Source organism: Bradyrhizobium erythrophlei (assembly GCF_900142985.1).
Lineage (GTDB): Bacteria > Pseudomonadota > Alphaproteobacteria > Rhizobiales > Xanthobacteraceae > Bradyrhizobium > Bradyrhizobium erythrophlei_B.
Map to the genome: position 1 here is coordinate 3,601,316 of NZ_LT670849.1, position 19,075 is coordinate 3,620,390.

15 protein-coding genes are annotated in these 19,075 nt (G+C 63.0%); 7 read left to right on the forward strand and 8 right to left on the reverse strand.

What is annotated here, in order from left to right:
• From BUA38_RS16770 to BUA38_RS16805, 8 genes are all read right to left on the reverse strand, one after another.
• Entirely contained in the window at positions 1-1,281 is a 1,281-nt protein-coding gene (locus BUA38_RS16770) for a glycerate kinase type-2 family protein (RefSeq protein ID WP_072819366.1), read from the reverse strand.
• Positions 1,282-1,400: 119 nt separating this feature from the next.
• Positions 1,401-2,633: an ABC transporter substrate-binding protein gene (locus BUA38_RS16775; protein WP_072819367.1), complete on the reverse strand. Its 1,233-nt coding sequence runs from the start codon at positions 2,631-2,633 to the stop codon at positions 1,401-1,403.
• Between the two features lie 202 nt (positions 2,634-2,835).
• Positions 2,836-4,059 (reverse strand): ABC transporter substrate-binding protein, encoded by a 1,224-nt coding sequence (locus tag BUA38_RS16780; RefSeq protein ID WP_425304959.1) that lies wholly within the window; start codon positions 4,057-4,059, stop codon positions 2,836-2,838.
• Positions 4,060-4,080: 21 nt separating this feature from the next.
• Positions 4,081-5,121: a branched-chain amino acid ABC transporter permease gene (locus BUA38_RS16785; RefSeq protein WP_072819371.1), complete on the reverse strand. Its 1,041-nt coding sequence runs from the start codon at positions 5,119-5,121 to the stop codon at positions 4,081-4,083.
• Between the two features lie 2 nt (positions 5,122-5,123).
• Positions 5,124-6,002, reverse strand: a complete 879-nt coding sequence (locus BUA38_RS16790) for a branched-chain amino acid ABC transporter permease (protein WP_072819372.1) — start codon at positions 6,000-6,002, stop codon at positions 5,124-5,126.
• Between the two features lie 13 nt (positions 6,003-6,015).
• Positions 6,016-6,726, reverse strand: a complete 711-nt coding sequence (locus tag BUA38_RS16795; protein WP_072819374.1) for an ABC transporter ATP-binding protein — start codon at positions 6,724-6,726, stop codon at positions 6,016-6,018.
• Positions 6,723-7,520 carry an ABC transporter ATP-binding protein gene (locus BUA38_RS16800; RefSeq protein WP_072819376.1) on the reverse strand — a complete coding sequence of 266 codons (798 nt, stop codon included), beginning with the start codon at positions 7,518-7,520 and terminating at the stop codon, positions 6,723-6,725. The genes BUA38_RS16795 and BUA38_RS16800 overlap by 4 nt, the downstream gene beginning before the upstream one ends.
• Positions 7,521-7,568: 48 nt before the next feature.
• Positions 7,569-8,432, reverse strand: coding sequence for an IclR family transcriptional regulator (locus tag BUA38_RS16805; protein ID WP_072819378.1), 864 nt, complete (start codon positions 8,430-8,432; stop codon positions 7,569-7,571).
• Positions 8,433-8,629: 197 nt separating this feature from the next.
• Here BUA38_RS16805 and BUA38_RS16810 point away from each other — a divergent pair, with 197 nt between their 5' ends.
• The 7 genes from BUA38_RS16810 (at position 8,630) to glpK (ending at position 19,070) form a co-directional block, all read left to right on the forward strand.
• Positions 8,630-10,717 carry a 3-hydroxyacyl-CoA dehydrogenase NAD-binding domain-containing protein gene (locus tag BUA38_RS16810; RefSeq protein WP_072819379.1) on the forward strand — a complete coding sequence of 696 codons (2,088 nt, stop codon included), beginning with the start codon at positions 8,630-8,632 and terminating at the stop codon, positions 10,715-10,717.
• Positions 10,718-10,880: 163 nt separating this feature from the next.
• Positions 10,881-12,560, forward strand: coding sequence for a dicarboxylate--CoA ligase PimA (gene pimA, locus BUA38_RS16815; RefSeq protein ID WP_072819381.1), 1,680 nt, complete (start codon positions 10,881-10,883; stop codon positions 12,558-12,560).
• A complete protein-coding gene (locus BUA38_RS16820; RefSeq protein ID WP_072819382.1) occupies positions 12,557-13,744 on the forward strand; it encodes an acetyl-CoA C-acyltransferase in 1,188 nt (395 codons plus the stop codon). Before pimA ends, BUA38_RS16820 begins: the two co-directional genes overlap by 4 nt.
• 180 nt (positions 13,745-13,924) lie before the next feature.
• Positions 13,925-15,115 carry a pimeloyl-CoA dehydrogenase large subunit gene (pimC, locus tag BUA38_RS16825; RefSeq protein ID WP_072819385.1) on the forward strand — a complete coding sequence of 397 codons (1,191 nt, stop codon included), beginning with the start codon at positions 13,925-13,927 and terminating at the stop codon, positions 15,113-15,115.
• Between the two features lie 182 nt (positions 15,116-15,297).
• Positions 15,298-16,440, forward strand: coding sequence for a pimeloyl-CoA dehydrogenase small subunit (gene pimD, locus BUA38_RS16830; protein ID WP_072819386.1), 1,143 nt, complete (start codon positions 15,298-15,300; stop codon positions 16,438-16,440).
• Between the two features lie 162 nt (positions 16,441-16,602).
• The gene (locus tag BUA38_RS16835; RefSeq protein WP_072819388.1) at positions 16,603-17,376 is read left to right on the forward strand and encodes an SDR family NAD(P)-dependent oxidoreductase; all 774 of its coding nucleotides are present in this window, start codon (positions 16,603-16,605) and stop codon (positions 17,374-17,376) included.
• A gap of 191 nt (positions 17,377-17,567) precedes the next feature.
• Entirely contained in the window at positions 17,568-19,070 is a 1,503-nt protein-coding gene (gene glpK, locus BUA38_RS16840) for a glycerol kinase GlpK (protein WP_072819390.1), read from the forward strand.
• Positions 19,071-19,075: the final 5 nt, after the last annotated feature.

Consider the following 19,075-nt stretch of genomic DNA (forward strand, 5'->3'; position numbering starts at 1 on the left):
CTAGTCTACCAAAATCACCCTGACGTCATTGACGTTGGTGAGCGTCGGCCCGGTCTGAAGCAGGTCGCCGGTCGCTGTAAAAAAAGCGGTCGCGTCGTTGTTGGCGAGATAGGCCGCGGGATCGAGCGCGAGCGATTTCATTCTGGCAAACGTGGCGTGGTCGATGATCGCGCCCGCGGGGTCGCTGGCACTGCCCGCGCCGCCATCGGCGCCATCGGTATCGCCGGCGAGCGCCGAAACATCTGGCGTGTCCTTCAGGAGCGCCGCAAGCGCCAGTGCATATTCCTGGTTCGGGCCGCCGCGTCCGTTGCCTGTCACGGTCACGGTGAGTTCGCCGCCGGAGAGAATCGCGACGCGTTTGCCTTCGCTCCGGGCTTTCAGCGCCAGCCTCGCATGTTCGGCCGCGACGTCGCGCGCTTCGCCTTCGAGGTCGGCGCCAAGGCCGATGGTCGCATAGCCGGCCTCAGTCGCCACCTTGATCGCGGCATCGAGTGAAGCCTTGGGGCGCGCGATCAGCTCAAAGGTCGCGCGGTCAAAGGCGGCATCGCCTACCTTGCAGCTCTCGTTATTGGGATCGTCGAGCGCGCGGCGCACGGCGTCGTCGATATTGAGCTTGTACTTCGCGACGATGGCGCGCGCGTCAGCCAGTGTCGTCGGATCCGGCACCGTCGGTCCGGAGGCGATTGCCGACGGCTCGTCATGCGGCACATCCGAAATCGCGAGCGTCACGATTTCGGCGCGTTGTCCGGCGCGCGCGAGCCGGCCGCCCTTGATGCGCGACAGATGCTTGCGCACGACATTCATCTCGCCGATCGGCGCGCCCGAACGCAGCAAAGCACGATTGACCTGCTGCTTTTGCGCGAAGGTCACCCCAATGGCCGGCGCGATCCAGTTCGCCGAGCCCCCGCCCGAGAGGAGCACCAAAAGCAGATCGTCGGGACCGGCCTCCTGCGCCAGCGCCAATGTCTCGTCGGCGGCTTTCAACCCGGCTTCGTCCGGCACGGGGTGCCCGGCTTCGATCACCCGGATCCGCCGCGTCGGCACGCCATGGCCGTGGCGCGTGGTGGCGAGCCCCGACAGGCGCGCGGGATCAAGCTTGAGTTCGTCGAGATAATGCCGTTCGGCGGCGGCGGCCATTGCGGCTGCGCCCTTTCCGGCCGCAAGGCAAATGATCTTTCCCTTCGGCACGGGCGGCAGGTGCGCCGACAGGATCACGTCCGGATGCGCTGCCGCGACGGCGGCATCGAAAATCGCGCGCAGAAGGGGGCGTCGGTCGGTCATGGCGTCTCGATGGTTCGAAGGACCTGGAACGGGAGGCCGTTATCACTCCCCTTGCGGCAAAAGAAAACCCCCGCTGACGAGGTCCGCGGGGGTTTGTCGTGGGCTGCTTGAAGAAATGCTCAGCCGCCGATCTCGCCGCTGATGACATCACCGAACAACACCCAGCGCTCACCCTTGAACACCATCAGCTGGAGCTGGGTGATTGGGGCAAAATTGGTCGGCGAGGTGTTGATCCGAATGCCGGGCAACAGCACGTCGGTGCGAAAGTCCTTCAGATTGGCCGCCTGCTTCATGATATTCGCTCGCGTGAGGTCGTCGCCGCACTGCTTGAGCACCTGCACCATGGTTTGCGCGACGGCATAGCCGACGATCACCGAACCGTCGAGCTTGTTGGCTTCCGGGAAATCCTTGGCCAGGAAATCGAGGAATTGTTTCATGCCGGGATCGTTATTCCACTGTGGATCCGAGACGTCCTTCAGGTACGCGGCGGAAATGATGCCTTGTGCATTCTCGAAGCCGGCGGGCTTGACGACGCTGCCGATGGAAGCCGACACGTTGTTGAGAAAGTGCAGCGCCTTCCAGTCGATCTCGGCGACCTTCTTGATGGCCTGCGCCGCGAATTTCGGCGTGGCAATATCAACGAAGATGTCGGCGCCGGTAGCCTTGAGCTTGACGATATGGCTGTCGATGGTCGGCTCCGAGGTCTCGAAGCTTTCTTCCGCGATGATCATGGAAGCGGCTTTGTCGCCGAGGCCGTCTTTCAGGCCTTTCAGGTAGTCCTTGCCGTAATCGTCGTTCTGGTAGAGCACGGCGATTTTGGCGTTGGGCTTTTCCTTCAGAATATATTTGGCGTAAATGCGCGCCTCGCTCTGGTAGCCCGGCTGCCAGCCCATGGTCCACGGATAGTCTTTCGGGTCGTTCCACTTGGTAGCGCCGGTGGCGACGAAGAGCTGCGGCACCTTCTTGGCGTTCATGTATTTGTGGATCGCTGAATTGGGCGGTGTGCCGAGCGAATTGAAGATGAACAGAACCTCGTCGCTCTCGACCAGCTTGCGTGCCTGCTCGACCGTCTTGGGCGGGCTATAGCTGTCGTCATAGGTGATGAAGTTTATCTTGCGGCCGTTGATGCCGCCGGCGTCGTTGATCATCTTGAAATAGGCGACCTCGGTCCTGCCTTGTATGCCGTAGGCGGACGCAGGCCCGCTATAGGGCATAATGTTGCCGATCTTTATTTCGGTGTCGCTGGCGCCGGTGTCGTATTTCTTCTGGGCCAGCGCGCTGCCGCCCGAGACAGCCGATATTGCGAACGCAGCGACAGACGCGATCGCAATTCTGGTTGCGAAAACAGCCATGACCTTCTCCCTCTCGTCCAGTGACGGATGATTGCGTGCGGCCTTCTTGGTCGAAAGCTCTTGATCATTCCGATGATGGATCAGCCTACCATGTCGGACAAGAAAAAGCCCTCCGCGAAAGGCGCGGAGGGCTGCATCTTTAGTAGGCTTTTGAGGCGCGTGAGGCTCCTTCACGCCATCTCACAGGGCGGAAAGCCAGGCTCTAGTTGCTCAGCTCGCTCGACATGATGTCGCCGAACAGCTCCCATTTCTCGCCCTTGAACCGCATCATCTGCAATTGCTTGATCGGGGCGAAGTCGGTCGCCGAGGTGTTGATGGTGACGCCCGGCAACAGCGTGTCCGGCGTGAAGCTCTTCAAGCTGGCCGCCTGCTTCATCACGTTCTCGCGCGTCAGGTCGTCGCCGCACATCTGAAGCACCTTCACCATGGTCTGGGCCGCGCCATAGCCATAGACCACCGAGCCGTCGAGCTTGTTGCCGTCGGGATAATACCTGGTGAGGAAATCGAGGAATTTCTTCATGCCGGGATCGTTGTCCCACTGGGCGTCGGCGCCGTCCTTGGCATAGGCGGCCGACAGAATGCCTTGCGCATTTTCGAATCCGGCCGGCTTGATCACGCCGCCGACCGAGGCCGAGACGTTGGACACGATGTGCAGCGGGGTCCAGTTCATCTCGGCGAGCTTCTTGATCGCCTGGGCCGCAAATTTCGGCGTGGTGACGCTGATGAAGACGTCGGCGCCGGAGGCCTTCAGCTTGACGATGTGGCCGTCAATGCTCGGCTCTGAGGTCTCATAGCCTTCTTCTGCCGTTATCATCGACGACTTGGCGCCGAGCCCGTCTTTCAGGCCTTTCAGATAGTCCTTGCCGAAATCGTCGTTCTGATAGAGCACCGCGATCTTGGCGTCCGGCTTTTCCTTGATCAGATATTTGGCATAGATCCTCGCCTCGGCCTGGTAGCTCGGCTGCCAGCCCATGGTCCACGGAAAATCCTTTGGCTCGTTCCACTTGGTGGCGCCGGTGGCGACGAAGAGCTGCGGTACCTTCTTGACGTTCATGTACTTCTCGATCGCCGTGTTCGACGGCGTGCCGAGCGGGTTGAAGATCAACAACACTTCATCGCCTTCCACGAGCTTGCGCGCCTGCTCGACCGCTTTCGGCGGGCTATAGCCGTCGTCATAGGTGATGAAGTTGATCTTGCGGCCGTTGATGCCGCCCTCGGCATTGATTTTGTTGAAATAGGCCGTCTCGGTCTTGCCGATCACACCGTAGGCAGAGGCCGGCCCGCTATAGGGCATGATGTTGCCGATCTTGATTTCGGTGTCGGTTGCGCCGGTATCGTATTTCTTCTGCGCCAGCGCGCTGCCGCTCGAGGCGAGCGCGATGACGCCCGTTGAGACGGCGGCGAACCAAAGCTTCCTTGCAAACATCATGTTCTCCTTGGAATGTTTTTAGCGTCTTTTTAGGCTGCCCAGCAGATGCTGGGCGACCATCGCGACTTGCCTTGCACCATGCGGCACCAGGAAGATAACGAGAAACAGAATGACGCCGAACACCGCGCCGGAAAGGCCCTTGGAAATACCTTCGGCGATGTTCGGCACGAAGATGATGAAGGCGGAGCCGACGATCGAGCCCGGCAACCAGCCGACGCCGCCGACCACCATGCCGAGGAACAGCGAGATCGCGAGCGTGATGGTGTAACCGTCGGGCGCAACGAATTGCACGGCGATGGCGCCCAACCCGCCGGCGATGCCGGTGATCGCCGCCGAGACGCCGAAGGCCAGCGTCTTGTAGAGCGCCACATTGATGCCCATCGCGGACGCCGCGATTTCGTTGTCACGGATCGCCATGAAGGCGCGGCCGGAGCGGGACCTCAACAGGTTGACGGAGAAGATGTAGATCGCGATCGTGATGAGAAGCGTGAAATAATAGAGCCACATGTCCTGCGACATCTTCAGGTGAGCCCATGCGAGCACGCTCTGCACGGTCTCTGGCGGGTCCGGCTTGGTGACGACAAGGCCCTGCACCCCGCCTGTCCAGTGTTCGAAGTAGCCGAGCTTGAGCAATTGCGGCATCGCGGTCGCGAGCGCAAAGGTCGCCAGCGCCAGATAAACGCCCGAGAGCCGCAGCGCCGGCTGGCCGAACAGGAAGCCGAACACGAAGCAGACCAGTCCCGCGACCGGCAGCGTCAGCGCGTAATTCATGCCGAGGTGTTCCATCAGGATCGCCGAGGTGTAAGCGCCGACCGCATAGAACGCGCTCTGTCCGAGCGAGAATTGTCCGCTGCCGCCGGTCAGGATGTTCAGCGCCAGAACCGCAAGCCCATAGATCAGCAGCATTGTCATCTGGAAGATGATGAAGTTCTTCACGAACAGCGGAAAGGCGATCAGGAGCGCCAGCGCGATCAGCGAGGTGCCGGCCCCTAACGTCATCGCCCGCTTCGGAACGGCTTCGAGCGCGGGGGCTGCGGTGACTTCCTGCACGGCGCTCATGATTAAACCCGCTTCACGATTGGCCGGCCAAACAGCCCGGCTGGTTTGACAACCAGAACAGTGATGATCAGCGCCAGCGCGATCGGCAGCTTCAATTCATTGCCGACGCCCGGGATGTAGGTGCCGGCGAGATTTTCGATGATGCCGACGAGAAAGCCGCCAATCACCGCGCCGAACGGGCTGGTCAGGCCGCCGAGGACGGCCGCAGCGAAGCCGTAGATCAGAACGCCGCCCATCATGTTGGGTTCGAGGAATACCACCGGCGCGATCAACATGCCGGCGATCGAGCCGATCGCGGCCGCCATGCCCCAGCCGAGCGCGATCATCCATGACGTATTGATCCCGACCAACCGCGCCGATTCCGGGACGGAAGCCGCCGCGCGCATCGCAAGCCCGATCCGCGTGTAGCGGAAGAAAACGTAGAGCGCGATCAACAGCAGCACGGTCACGCCGATCATGCCGGCCTGGTGGGTCGAAATCAGCTGGCTGCCGAGGAAGGGCGCCGAGCCGAACGGCGTCGGGTATTGCTTGATGGTGAAGTCCCAGATCAGGCCGGCGCAGCTGTTGATGATCGCAAACAGCGCGATGAAGCCGGCGACGTTGGTCAGGATCGGCGCCTTCGCGAGCGGCTTGAACAGCAGGCGTTCGATGACGATGCCGCCGGCAAAGGAAAACGCGAGCGTCAGCAGGAAGGCGACCCAGTAGGGAAGGCCCCACTGCATCAACTGCCAGGAGATGAAGGTCGAGAACATTGCCATTTCGCCTTGCGCGAAATTGAGATGGTCGATCGCCTGATAGATCATAACGACGGCAAGCGCCATGCAGGCATAGATCGCGCCGGTGGCGATGCCGGCCAGGACCTGGTTGGTGAAAAGCTCCATCGGCTCGCGTCCCCTAATAGCCGAGATAGGATCTGCGGACGTCTTCGTTGTCCGCGATCTCGTTCGCTCTTCCGGACATCACGATACGGCCGGTCTCGATCACATAGGCCTGGTCGGCAATTTCGAGCGCAAGCTGTGCGTTCTGCTCGACCACCAGGATCGTGACCTTGTCCTCGCGGTTGATCTTGCCGAGAATCTTGAAGAGGTCACGCACGATCAACGGCGCCAGTCCGAACGAGGGCTCGTCGAGCAGCATCAGGCGCGGCCGCAGCATCAGTGCGCGCGCCACCGCCAGCATCTGCTGCTCGCCGCCCGAGAGCGTGCCGGCCTGCTGGGTATGGCGTTGCTTGAGCACCGGAAAATGCGCGTACATGCGTTCGATGTCGGCCGCCACGCCGGACTTGCTGCGGGTGATCGCGCCAAGCTGGAGATTTTCCTCCACCGTCATGGTGGTGAAGGTGCCGCGGCCCTGCGGCACATGGGCGATGCCGAGACGGACGATGTTTTCCGTCGAACGGCTGGAGAGCGGCGCACCGTCGAATTCGATCGCGCCCGTGGTGCGGACCATGTTGCAGATCGCGCGCAAGGTCGTGGTCTTGCCGGCGCCATTGGCGCCGAGCAGCGTGGTCACGCTGCCTTCGTCGAGCGTGAATTCAAGGCCGTGCAGCGCCTGGACCTGGCCATAGAAGGCGTTGAGCGCCTTGATATTGAGGAGCGCGGTCATTGGTCCTTGCTCCCGAGATAGGCCTTGATCACGTCAGGATCGGATTGCACGGCGGCGGGCGTGCCGTCGGCGAGTTTGCGGCCGAAATTCAGCGCCACGACATGATCGGCGATCGACATCACAAGGCCCATGTGGTGTTCGACCAGCAGCACCGTGATCTTGCGGTCGTTGCGAATGCGCCGGATCAGGTCGCCGAGCGCATAGACCTCTTCGTGGTTGAGGCCGCCGGCCGGTTCGTCCAGCAACAGGATCTTGGGTTCGGTGGCGAGTGCGCGCGCCAACTCGACGCGTTTCTGGGTACCGAACGGCAGGCCCGAAACGACGTTGTGGGCGACGTCACCGAGTTCGAGGTAGCCCAGGATTTCATCGACGCGCGCGTTCAGCGCCGCTTCGCCGCGGCGGACGCCGGGAAGCCTGAGCGAGTCGCTGATAATGTCGCTTTGGGTCCGCGCATGCGCACCGATCCGCACATTGTCGAGCACCGAGAGGTTGGAGAACAGGGCGACATTCTGGAAGGTGCGGCCGATGCCGATTTCGGCGATCCGGTGCGGCGGGCGCCTCAGGATGCTTGCGCCTTCCATCAGGATATCGCCGGCGCTCGGCTGATATAGCCGGCTGAGGCAATTGAAGAGCGTGGTCTTGCCGGCGCCGTTCGGGCCGATCAGGCCCAGGATCTGCCCCTGATGCATGTCGAACGACACGCCGTTCAACGCAACGATGCCGCCAAACGTGACGCTGACGTTGCAAACTGCAAGGAGCGGCGTGGCGGCAGGTAGCGCCTGGGGATCGGTCATCGTTCCCCGCACACAGCCGGCGCCTTTCCTGAATCAGGCCGGCAAAGGCTATCTGATCCCCTCAACCATCCGCGCAACTTTCCCTCCCGTTTTCAGTTTCCGCCCTTCTTGTTTTCTTGCTTGCGGCGCTATTCCGCCGAGTGCTGCTTCGATGGTGCGGACCATGGTCAAAAGACGCGGCCCGATATCGTTGCGCAGCCGGTCTTCCGTGAAACGGAACGCCGGCGCCCCACAGTTAAACGCATATGGGCCGGTTCCGTCATTGAGCTTTAGTGCTACGCCGACGGCGGCGATGTCATCGTGCCATTCGCCTGCCGAGATCGTAAAGCCGTGTTTGGCCACGGTTTCTCCGGCGCGTTCGAGGCCGTCGCGCATCTTGGCCCAGCGGGTGCCGTAATATTCGCGCAGGTCGCGCAGCAGCGCATTGCGCTCCTCCTCGGGCAGCGCCCAGAAATAGGCGCGCCCCATCGCGGTGGTGGCGATTGGAATGCGCGAGCCGACATCGAGCTGGACGCCGAGGGTCATGCCGCGGCTCTGGCCGAAATAGATCATGCTGAGGCGGTCGCGGCCGCCGACCGCCACCGCGCCGCCGGTCTCGCGCATCAGTTCTTCCCGGTAGGGTTCCGACAGGTGACGGACGCCGAGATTGGTAAGTGCGGCATAACCGAGCGCCATGGCTGCCGGCGCCAATTGGTACTTCTCGAAGCGGGGAACCGGCGTAAGATAGCCGAGCTTTGTCAGAGTGTAAGTCAGCCGCGAGACGGTCGGCTTCGGCAGCTTGGTGCGGGCGGCGATCTCCTGATTGCCGAGGAGGCCATCATTTGGCTGGAATGCGCGCAACACATCGAGACCGCGGGAAAGCGCAACAACAAAACTGCGATCAGTCGCGACTTTCTTGCCTTGACGCTTCATGGTCTGACGCCGACGCTTGTTCGCTACTTTCGTACCCGCGAATTCTGGTAGCGAACCCAGCGAGAGGTTTTGTTGACAAGGGACGTGCTTCAAAATAACCCTCCCTGTCAAGATGCGGAATTCAATTCCGCAATGCGGAATAAATTCACCGGCTAAAAATTAGCTACGCAAGAACAGGCTGTTTAGGGAGAGTTGCCGTGAGCGAAGTAGTCAGGCTTGAGCGTCATGACGTGGTTGCCATCGTCACGGTCGACAGTCCTCCGGTGAATGCGCTGAGCGCCGCGGTGCGTGGCGGCATCGTGGACTGCATCACGCGTGCGATTGCGGATTCCGAAGCAAAGGCAATCGTCCTGACCTGCGCCGGGCGCACCTTCATCGCCGGTGCGGATATTACCGAGTTCGGCAAGCCGCCGGTTCCTCCAAGCCTTCATGACGTGCTCAACGCGATCGAAAGTTCGCCAAAGCCCGTGGTGGCTGCGATTCATGGCACGGCACTCGGTGGCGGGCTCGAGGTTGCGCTCGCCTGTCACTATCGGGTCGCGGTCAAGGAAGCCCGGCTCGGCCTGCCCGAAGTGAAGCTCGGGATCCTGCCCGGCGCCGGCGGCACGCAGCGTCTGCCGCGCGCGGTCGGACCGGAGTTGGCGGTCAAGATGATCGTCGGCGGCGATCCGATCTCCGCTTCCGATGCCCTCAAGAACGGTCTGATCGACGAAATCGTCGAAGGGCCTGCCGCCGGCGGCGAGGCGTTCGCCCGAAAGGTGCTCGCGGAAAAGCGCCCCTTGCGCAAATTGCGCGACGACGACAGCAAGCTTGCGGCGGCCAAGGCCGACCGTTCGATTTTCACCAATGCGGTGGCGGCGCTGACCAAGAAAGCCCGCGGGCTGGAGGCGCCGTTCGCGGCGGCCGACGCCGTGGGCGCTGCCATCGATCTGCCGTTCGACGAGGGGATCAAGAAGGAGCGCGAGACGTTCCTCAAGCTCGTCGCAAGCGATCAGTCCAAGGCGCAGCGCCATGCGTTCTTTGCCGAGCGCGAGGCCGCCAAGATATCAGGCGTTCCCGACGGCACCAAGGCCCGGCCTGTCGAGCGCGTCGCCATCATCGGCGCGGGCACCATGGGCGGCGGCATCGCGATGTCCTTTGCGAATGCCGGCATTCCCGTCACGCTGATCGAGACCGGCGAGGAGCAGCTCAAGCGCGGCATGGGCGTGATGCAGAAGAATTATGAGGCGACCGCCGCGCGTGGTGGCATTCCCGCGGATGCGCCCGCCAAGCGCATGGCGCTGATCCACGGCGTCGTGGGGCTCGAAAACGTCAAGGACGCCGACCTGATCATCGAGGCGGTGTTCGAGACCATGGCGATCAAGAAGGAAGTGTTCAACGCGCTCGACAAATATGCCAAGCCCGGTGCGGTGCTGGCCTCCAACACTTCCTATCTCAACATCAACGACATCGCCAAAGAGACCAGGCGCCCGCAGGACGTGCTCGGCATGCACTTTTTCTCGCCGGCCAACGTGATGAAGCTCTGCGAAATCGTGCGCGCCGAGAAAACCGCGCCCGATGCGCTCACCACGGCCGTTGCCGTCGCCCGCAAGATCGCCAAGGTTCCGGCGGTGGTCGGCGTTTGCGACGGCTTTGTCGGCAACCGCATGCTGGCCCAGCGCAGCAAGCAGGCCGAAAAGCTGCTGTTCGAAGGCGCGTTGCCGCAACAGGTCGACGCCGTCGTCACCAAGTTCGGCATGCCGATGGGCCCGTTCGCGATGGGCGATCTCGCCGGACTCGATATCGGCTGGCGCTCGCGCAAGGACCGCGGCATCAAGTCGGAAATCGCCGATGCCCTGTGTGAAGCCGGGCGCTTCGGCCAGAAGACCGGGAAGGGCTATTACAAATATGAAGCGGGCTCGCGCGCGCCGTTGCCCGATCCGGAAGTCGAGAAGCTGATCGACGAGACGCTACAGCGCCTGGGGCGCAAGCGCCGCGCGGTGAGCGACGAGGAAATCCTCGAGCGCATGATGTATCCGATGATCAACGAGGGCGCGAAGATCCTCGAAGAGAAGGTCGCCGCGCGCCCCGGCGACATCGACGTGATCTGGCTCTACGGCTATGGCTGGCCGGTCTATCGCGGCGGCCCAATGTTCTATGCCGATCAGGTCGGGTTGAAGCACATCGCCGATCGTCTGGCATTTTACGCCAAGGAGACCAACGATCCCTCGCTGGAGCCCGCGCCGCTGTTGAAGCGTCTCGCCGCCGAGGGAAAGACGTTCGCATCGCTGGCGAAAGCAGCGTGATGGATCGCGTCAGCATGTTCTCTCCGTTCCCTCTCCCCTTGTGGGGGAGGGTTAGGGAGGGGGGTAAGACGCGGGCGCGGTGCTCGGGGTACCCCCAACCCCTCCCCACAAGGGGGAGGGGAGCATCTGGCACTATGCTCACCTCACGCTTCGCATCACTTCCATGACCCATCCCGGCGAACAGTTTTACCCGAAAGGCGTCCGCTGGGACGACGCGATCGAACGCGGGACACTGCCTGATCTGTTGTCGAAGGCTGCACGCGACTTCGGGGCGCGGCCGGCGATCGAATTCCGCGATCGCGCCATCAGCTATGCCGAGCTGGAGGAGCTCGCCGAGGTCGCAGCGGCGGCGTTCATGCGTGCCGGCGTCGGCAAGGGCGCGACGGTTGCGCTGTTCCTCGGTAACTCGCCGGACCATCCCGCCAATTTTTTCGGCGCCTTGAAATCCGGTGCGCGCATCGCGCATCTGTCTCCGCTTGATGGCGAGCGCGCGTTGTCCCACAAACTGAGCGACAGCGGCGCGCGCATTCTTGTTACGTCCAATCTGGCGGCGCTGCTGCCGACGGCGCTGAAGTTTCTGGAGAAGGGCCTGGTCGACCGGCTGATCGTCTGCGAGGACGACCGTTGGGGCGTGGTCGGCAATCCGCATGCGCCGATCCCGGATCATCCCGCGATCACCACCTTCGCGAAATTCGCCGAAGGCGCGACGAAACCTTCACGCTGGCCCGACATCTCGCCGGACGACGTCGCGCTGCTGCAATATACCGGCGGCACGACCGGGTTGCCGAAGGGCGCGATGCTCAGCCACGGCAATTTGACGTCGGCGGTCTCGGTCTATGAGGTCTGGGGCCGGCCGGCGCGGCTCGAGCGCAATACGGTCGAGCGCGTGATCTGCGTGCTGCCGCTGTTTCACATTTATGCGCTCACGGTCGTGATGCTGTCCGCGATCCGCGTCGGCAATTTGATCTCGCTGCATCAGCGTTTCGATGTCGAGGCTGTGATGCGCGACATCGAGGTCAAGCGCGCCACCGCGTTTCCCGGCGTGCCGACCATGTGGATCGCGATCGCGAGCCTTCCCGATCTCGACAAGCGCGATATGTCGTCGCTGGTCAGTTGCGGATCGGGTGGCGCGCCGCTGCCGGTCGAGGTCGCCAAGGTCTTCGAACGCAAAACCAACATGAAACTGAAGAGCGGCTGGGGCATGACCGAGACCTGCTCGCCCGGCACCGGCCATCCCAAGGAAGGGCCGGACAAGCCGGGCTCGATCGGGGTGATGTTGCCCGGCATCGAGATGGATGTCGTGTCGCTCGACGATTCCAGAAAGGTTTTGGCGCCGGGCGAAGTCGGCGAAATCCGTATCCGCGGCCCGAACGTCACCAAAGGCTACTGGGGCAGGCCGCAGGAAACCGCGGAAGCGTTTGTCGGCGACCGTTTCCTGACCGGCGATATCGGCTACATGGACGCGGACGGCTATTTCTTTCTGGTCGACCGCAAGAAGGACATGATCATCTCCGGCGGCTTCAATGTCTATCCGCAGATGATCGAGCAGGCGATCTACGAGCACGCGTCCGTGCAGGAAGTGATCGTGATCGGCGTCGTGGACGAATATCGCGGCGAGGCGGCCAAGGCCTTCGTCAAATTGCACGCGGGCGCGGCTGCCTTTACGCTCGATGAACTAAAGGAGTTTCTCTCCGGCAAGCTTGGCCGGCACGAGATTCCCACAGCCCTTGAATTCGTCGACGAATTGCCGCGCACGCCGGTCGGCAAACTCTCGCGCCATGAATTACGCAACCAGCAGTCCGCGCCGACAAAACAACAATTAGCAACAGGAGGTCGTCCATGACCGACGCCGTCATCGTTTCCACCGCCCGCACTCCGATCGGCAAGGCCTATCGTGGCGCGCTGAACGCCACCGAGGGCGCCACGCTGCTCGGTCATGCCATCGGCGAGGCCGTCAAGCGCGCCAAGGTCGATCCCAAGGAGGTCGAGGATGTGGTGATGGGTGCCGCACTCCAGCAGGGCTCGACCGGCGGCAACATCGCGCGCAAGGCGCTGTTGCGCGCGGGCCTGCCGGTGACGGTCGGCGGCACCACGATCGACCGGCAGTGTGCGTCAGGCTTGCAGGCGATTGCGCTCGCGGCGCGCTCGGTGATCTTCGACGGCGTCGAAGTCGCGGTTGGCGGCGGCGGTGAGTCCATCAGCCTGGTGCAGAACGATCACGCCAATAAATTCCATACCCAGGACCCGGCGCTCCTGAAGATCAAGGGCGAGGTCTACATGCCGATGATCGACACCGCCGAGGTCGTCGCCAAGCGTTACGGTATCTCGCGCGAGCGGCAGGACGAATATTCGCTGGAGAGCCAGCGCCGTGTCGCCGCCGCCCAGCAGGGCGGCAAGTTCAATGACGAACTCGCGGCGATCACCACCATGATGGGCGTGGCCGACAAGGCGACCGGCGAGATCTCGTTCAAGGAAGTGACGCTCGCCAAGGATGAAGGCCCGCGGCCGGACACCACCGCCGAAGGGCTCGCCGGCCTCAAGCCGGTGCGCGGCGACGGCTTCACCATCACCGCCGGCAACGCCAGCCAGTTGTCCGATGGCGCCAGCGCTAGCGTGATCATGAGCGACAAGGAAGCTTCCCGGCGCGGTTTGAAGCCGCTTGGCATCTTCCGCGGTTTCGTTGCCGCCGGTTGCGAGCCGGACGAAATGGGCATCGGGCCGGTCTTCGCGGTGCCGCGGCTTTTGAAGCGTCACGGCTTGAAGGTCGACGACATCGATCTCTGGGAGCTGAACGAGGCGTTCGCCGTGCAGGTGCTCTATTGCCGCGACAAGCTCGGCATCGATCCGGAAAAACTCAACGTCGATGGCGGCGCGATCGCGGTCGGTCATCCCTATGGCATGTCGGGTGCGCGGCTCACCGGTCACGCGCTGATCGAGGGCCGCCGCCGCAAGGCGAAGTATGCCGTGGTGACGATGTGCGTCGGCGGCGGCATGGGCGCGGCCGGATTGTTCGAGGTGGTGCAGTAATTCGTCGTCCCGGCCTTGCGCCGGGACCCATAGGCCGCGGCCCAACTTGGGGCACAAGCGGCAACCGGCTTACGAAATTTCGGTGGCCGGTGGTTATGGGTCCCCGCTCCAGTGCGCAATTGCGCACAAGGCGGGGACGACGGTAGGTAACGTGATGAGATAAATTCACAGGAGAATCCGATGGATCTCGCTTTCACCAAGCAAGAAATGGCGTTTCGTGACGAAGTGCGGGCGTTCTTCCGCGACAACGTTCCGCCTGCGACGCGGCAGAAGATGGTCGAGGGCCGTCATCTGACCAAGGACGAGATGATCGCGTGGTGGCGTATCCTGGACCAGAAGGGCTGGGGCGTCTCGCACTGGCCGAAGGAATATGGCGGCACCGGCTGGAGCTCGGTGCAGCATTACATTTTCAACGAAGAGCTTCAGGCGCATCCGGCGCCGGCGCCGCTGGCGTTTGGCGTCAGCATGGTCGGCCCCGTGATCTATACCTTCGGCAACGAAGCGCAGAAGAAGCAATACCTGCCGCGCATCGCCAAGGTCGAGGACTGGTGGTGCCAGGGCTTTTCCGAACCGGGCTCGGGCTCCGACCTCGCGTCGCTCAAGACCAAGGCCGAGCGCAAGGGCGACAAGTACATCATCAACGGCCAGAAGACCTGGACCACGCTGGCGCAGCACGCCAACATGATCTTCTGCCTTTGCCGCACCGATCCCGGCGCCAAGAAGCAGACCGGCATTTCCTTCATCCTGATGGACATGAAGTCGAAGGGCATCACGGTGCGCCCGATCCAGACCATCGATGGCGGCCACGAGGTCAACGAGGTGTTCTTCGACGACGTCGAGGTGCCGGTCGAAAATCTGGTCGGCGAAGAGAACAAGGGCTGGGACTACGCCAAATTCCTGCTCGGCAACGAGCGCACGGGGATCGCGCGGGTCGGCGTTTCCAAGGAGCGCCTTCGCCGCATCAAGGATCTCGCCTCGAAAGTCGAATCCGGCGGCAAGCCGGTGATCGAAGACCAGGCGTTCCGCGAAAAGCTCGCGGCGGTCGAGATCGAGCTGAAGGCGCTGGAACTCACTCAGCTTCGCGTCGTGGCCGACGAAGGCAAGCACGGCAAGGGCAAGCCCAATCCGGCGTCGTCGGTGCTCAAGATCAAGGGTTCGGAAATCCAGCAGGCGACGACCGAACTTCTGATGGAAGTGATCGGCCCGTTCGCAGCGCCGTTCGACGAGCATGCCGACGACGGTTCGAACGAGGCGATGGAGTGGACCGCGCAGATCGCGCCGAGCTATTTCAACAACCGCAAGGTCTCGATCTACGGCGGCTCGAACGAGATCCAGCGCAACATCATCACCAAGGCGGTGCTGGGATTGTGACTCTTCTCCCTCGCTCCGCTTGCGGGGAGAGGGTTGGGGTGAGGGGCTGCTCTCCACGATCGTGATCGACGAGAGAGATGTACCCCCTCACCCGATCACTTCGTGATCGACCTCTCCCCGCAGGCGGGGCGAGGTGCAGCGAGCGCCAGTTTCGGAAGATAATATTAGTCGAGGAAACGTAGATGGATTTCGATTTGACCGAGGAGCAGCGGCTTCTCAAGGATAGCGTCGAGGGACTGCTCGGTGACGCCTATGATTTCGAAGCGCGCAAGAAATACATGAAGGAGCCGGGCGGCTGGAGCAAGGCGATCTGGGGCCGCTTTGCCGAACAGGGCCTGCTGGGCCTGCCGTTTGCGGAAGACGACGGCGGCTTCGGCGCCGGCGCGGTCGAGACCATGATCGTGATGGAGGCGCTGGGCCGCGCGCTGGTGATCGAGCCGTATCTCGCGACGGTCGTGATCGCCGGCGGGTTGTTGCGCCATGGCGGCTCGGCCGCGCAGAAGGAAGCGCATATCCCGTCCATCATCGACGGAGCCAAGACGTTTGCCTTCGCGCAACTGGAGAAGAACTCGCGCTACGATCTCGCCGACGTCACCACCTCGGCCAAGAAGAAGGGCGACGGCTGGATCATCGACGGCGAGAAGTTCGTCGTGCTCAACGGCGAGGCCGCCGACACCTTTGTCGTCACCGCGCGCACCAGGGGCGGCCAGCGCGACGCCAACGGCATCGGCGTGTTCCTTGTGCCTGCGAACGCCAAGGGCATCGTGAAGAAAACCTATCCGACCCAGGACGGGCTGCATGGCGCGGATGTCACCTTCACCGGCGTTGAGGTCGGCGCGGATGCCGTGATCGGGGATGGCGAAAACGGCCTGCCGCTGATCGAACGCGTGGTCGATGAAGCGCGCAGCGCGCTGTGCGCCGAGGCTGTCGGACTGATGGACGAATCCCTGAAGGCCACGGTCGAGTACCTGAAGACGCGCAAGCAGTTCGGCGTGCCGATCGGCAGCTTCCAGACCTTGCAGCACCGCGCGGCTGACATGTTCGTCGCGGTGGAACAGGCGCGCTCGATGTCGATGTTTGCCACCATGGCCTGCGACTTCGACGACGCGAAAGAGCGCTCGACCGCGGTCGCCGCCGCCAAGGTGCAGATCGGCAAGTCCGGCAAGTTCGTCGGCCAGCAGTCGATCCAGCTGCATGGCGGCATCGGCATGACGATGGAGGCCAAGATCGGTCACTACTTCAAGCGCCTGACCATGATCGAAAACACCTTCGGCGACACCGAGTATCACCTGCGCCGCGTCACCGCCGCCGGCGGGCTGGTGTAGGTCCCATCCACCCGTCCTCGTCATTCCGGGGCGATGCGTAGCATCGAGCCCGGAATCCATCGGGCCGCGTTAGTGCGAGGAGAAATGGATTCCGGGTCTGGTCCTTCGGACCATCCCGGAATGACGGTGTGAGAGCTGGCCAAACTGCGAAGGAACATCCCCATGAAATCCACCCCTTTCGATCTCACCGGACAGGTTGCGGTCGTCACCGGCTCGAGCCGCGGCATCGGCCGCTCCTCGGCCGAACTGCTCGCCGAACTCGGGGCAAAAGTCGTGATCTCCTCACGCAAGGCCGATGCCTGCGAGGAAGTGGCGCAAGGCATCCGAAAAGCAGGCGGCGACGCGCACGTGATCGCCTGCAACATCTCGCGCCGCGAGGAGATCGAGGCGCTGATCTCGGGCGCGACCAAACATTACGGCAAGGTCGACATTCTCATCTGCAACGCCGCGATCAATCCCTATTACGGGCCGCTGCTCGACATCAAGGACGAGGCGTTCGACAAGATCATGGCCTCCAACGTCAAGAGCAACATCTGGCTCTGTCAGCTTGCGATTCCCGCAATGGCCGAGCGCGGCAAGGGCTCCGTCGTAATCATCTCCTCGATCGGCGGCTTGCGCGGTTCGACCGTGATCGGCGCCTACGGCATCTCGAAGGCGGCGGATTTCGCGCTGTGTAGAAGCCTCGCCGGCGAGTGGGGCCCGAAAGGCGTGCGCGTCAATTGCGTCGCGCCGGGCCTGGTCAAGACCGATTTTGCGCGCGCGCTGTGGGAAGACGAAGAGCGGCTGAAGCGCCGCACTGCGTCTACGCCGCTCCGGCGTATCGGCGAACCCGACGAGATCGCAGGCGCAGTCGCCTATCTCGCGTCCGATGCCTCGAGCTTCATGACCGGTCAGACGATCGTGGTCGACGGCGGCGTCACCACGGCGGGGGCGTAGCTCGCGAATTTCGTGTCCCGGACGCGGTGCAGCGTCCGCAGATCCGGGACCTATTATTCGTTTTGCTCATGGCCCCGGATCAGCAGCGTATCATTGCATGCTGCGCGGCGTCCGGGGCACGAGAGCCGCCTTGACCTTCTCTCTCTGATCCGCTTGCTTGGCCGCCAATGAGAAACGTTGGAGGAACGCCAATGTCCTTCGTGCTCGCCATCGATCAGGGCACCACATCCTCGCGCGCCATGGTGTTTCGCGGCGACCTCTCGGTTGCCGGCATCGCGCAAGCTGAATTCCCGCAGCACTTTCCGGCTTCCGGCTGGGTCGAGCACGATCCGGAAGACATCTGGAACTCGACGGTTGCGACCTGTCGCGACGCGCTGAAGAAGGCTGGCGTCACGCCGAAGGACATCGCCGCGATCGGCATCACCAACCAGCGTGAGACGGTGGTGGTGTGGGATCGTGCCACCGGCAACGCCATTCACCGGGCTATCGTCTGGCAGGATCGGCGCACCGCCGATTTTTGCGCGAAGCTGAAGGACGAGGGCCACGAGCCGATGATTGCGGCCAGGACCGGCCTGATCATCGATCCCTATTTCTCCGGCACCAAGGTCGCCTGGCTGCTCGACAATGTCCCGGGCGCGCGGGCGCGCGCGGAGCGCGGCGAATTGCTGTTCGGCACCGTCGATTGTTACCTGCTGTGGCGTCTGACCGGTGGCAAGGTGCATGCGACCGACGCCACCAACGCCTCGCGCACGCTGCTGTTCAATATTCACACCGGCGCTTGGGATGACGACCTGCTCAAGCTATTGGGTGTGCCGCGCGCGATGTTGCCGGAGGTGAAGGATTCCTCGCACCGGTTCGGCGAGAGCGTGCCCGATCTGTTCGGTGGCGCCATCGCGATTGCCGGCATCGCCGGCGACCAGCAGGCCGCGACGATTGGACAAGCCTGTTTTTCGCCGGGCATGATCAAGTCGACTTACGGCACCGGCTGCTTTGCGCTGCTCAATACCGGGACAACGCCCGTCGCCTCGAAGAACAAGCTCCTCACCACGATCGCCTATCAGCTCAATGGCAAACGCACCTACGCGCTCGAAGGCTCGATCTTCGTGGCGGGGTCTGCGGTGCAATGGCTGCGCGACGGCCTGGGGGTAATCAAGCAGGCCGCGGAAACCGGCCCGCTTGCCGAAAAATCCGATTCCGCCCAGAGCGTCTATCTCGTGCCGGCCTTTGTCGGTCTGGGTGCGCCCTACTGGAATCCGCGCGTGCGCGGCGCGCTGTTCGGGCTGACGCGCAACACCGGCCCTGCCGAGCTCGCACATGCCGCGCTCGAGAGCGTCTGTTACCAGACCGTCGATCTCTGGGAGGCGATGCGCGCGGACTGGCCGGAAGCCAAAGCCGCCAACGTCGTGCTCCGCGTCGATGGCGGCATGACGGCGTCCGACTGGACGATGCAGCGGCTCGCCGATCTGCTCGACGCGCCGGTCGACCGGCCGGTCGTGCTCGAAACCACCGCGCTTGGTGCGGCCTATCTCGCCGGACTTGCCGCCGGTGTTTATCCCGCGCCGGAAAAATTCGCCGACAACTGGCGGCTCGAGCGCCGCTTCAAGCCCAACATGAGCGCGGCGACACGCGAGCGAAAATTGAAGGGTTGGTCACGCGCCGTGAAAGGCCTGCTCGCAAGCGATGAAGACATCTGATGATC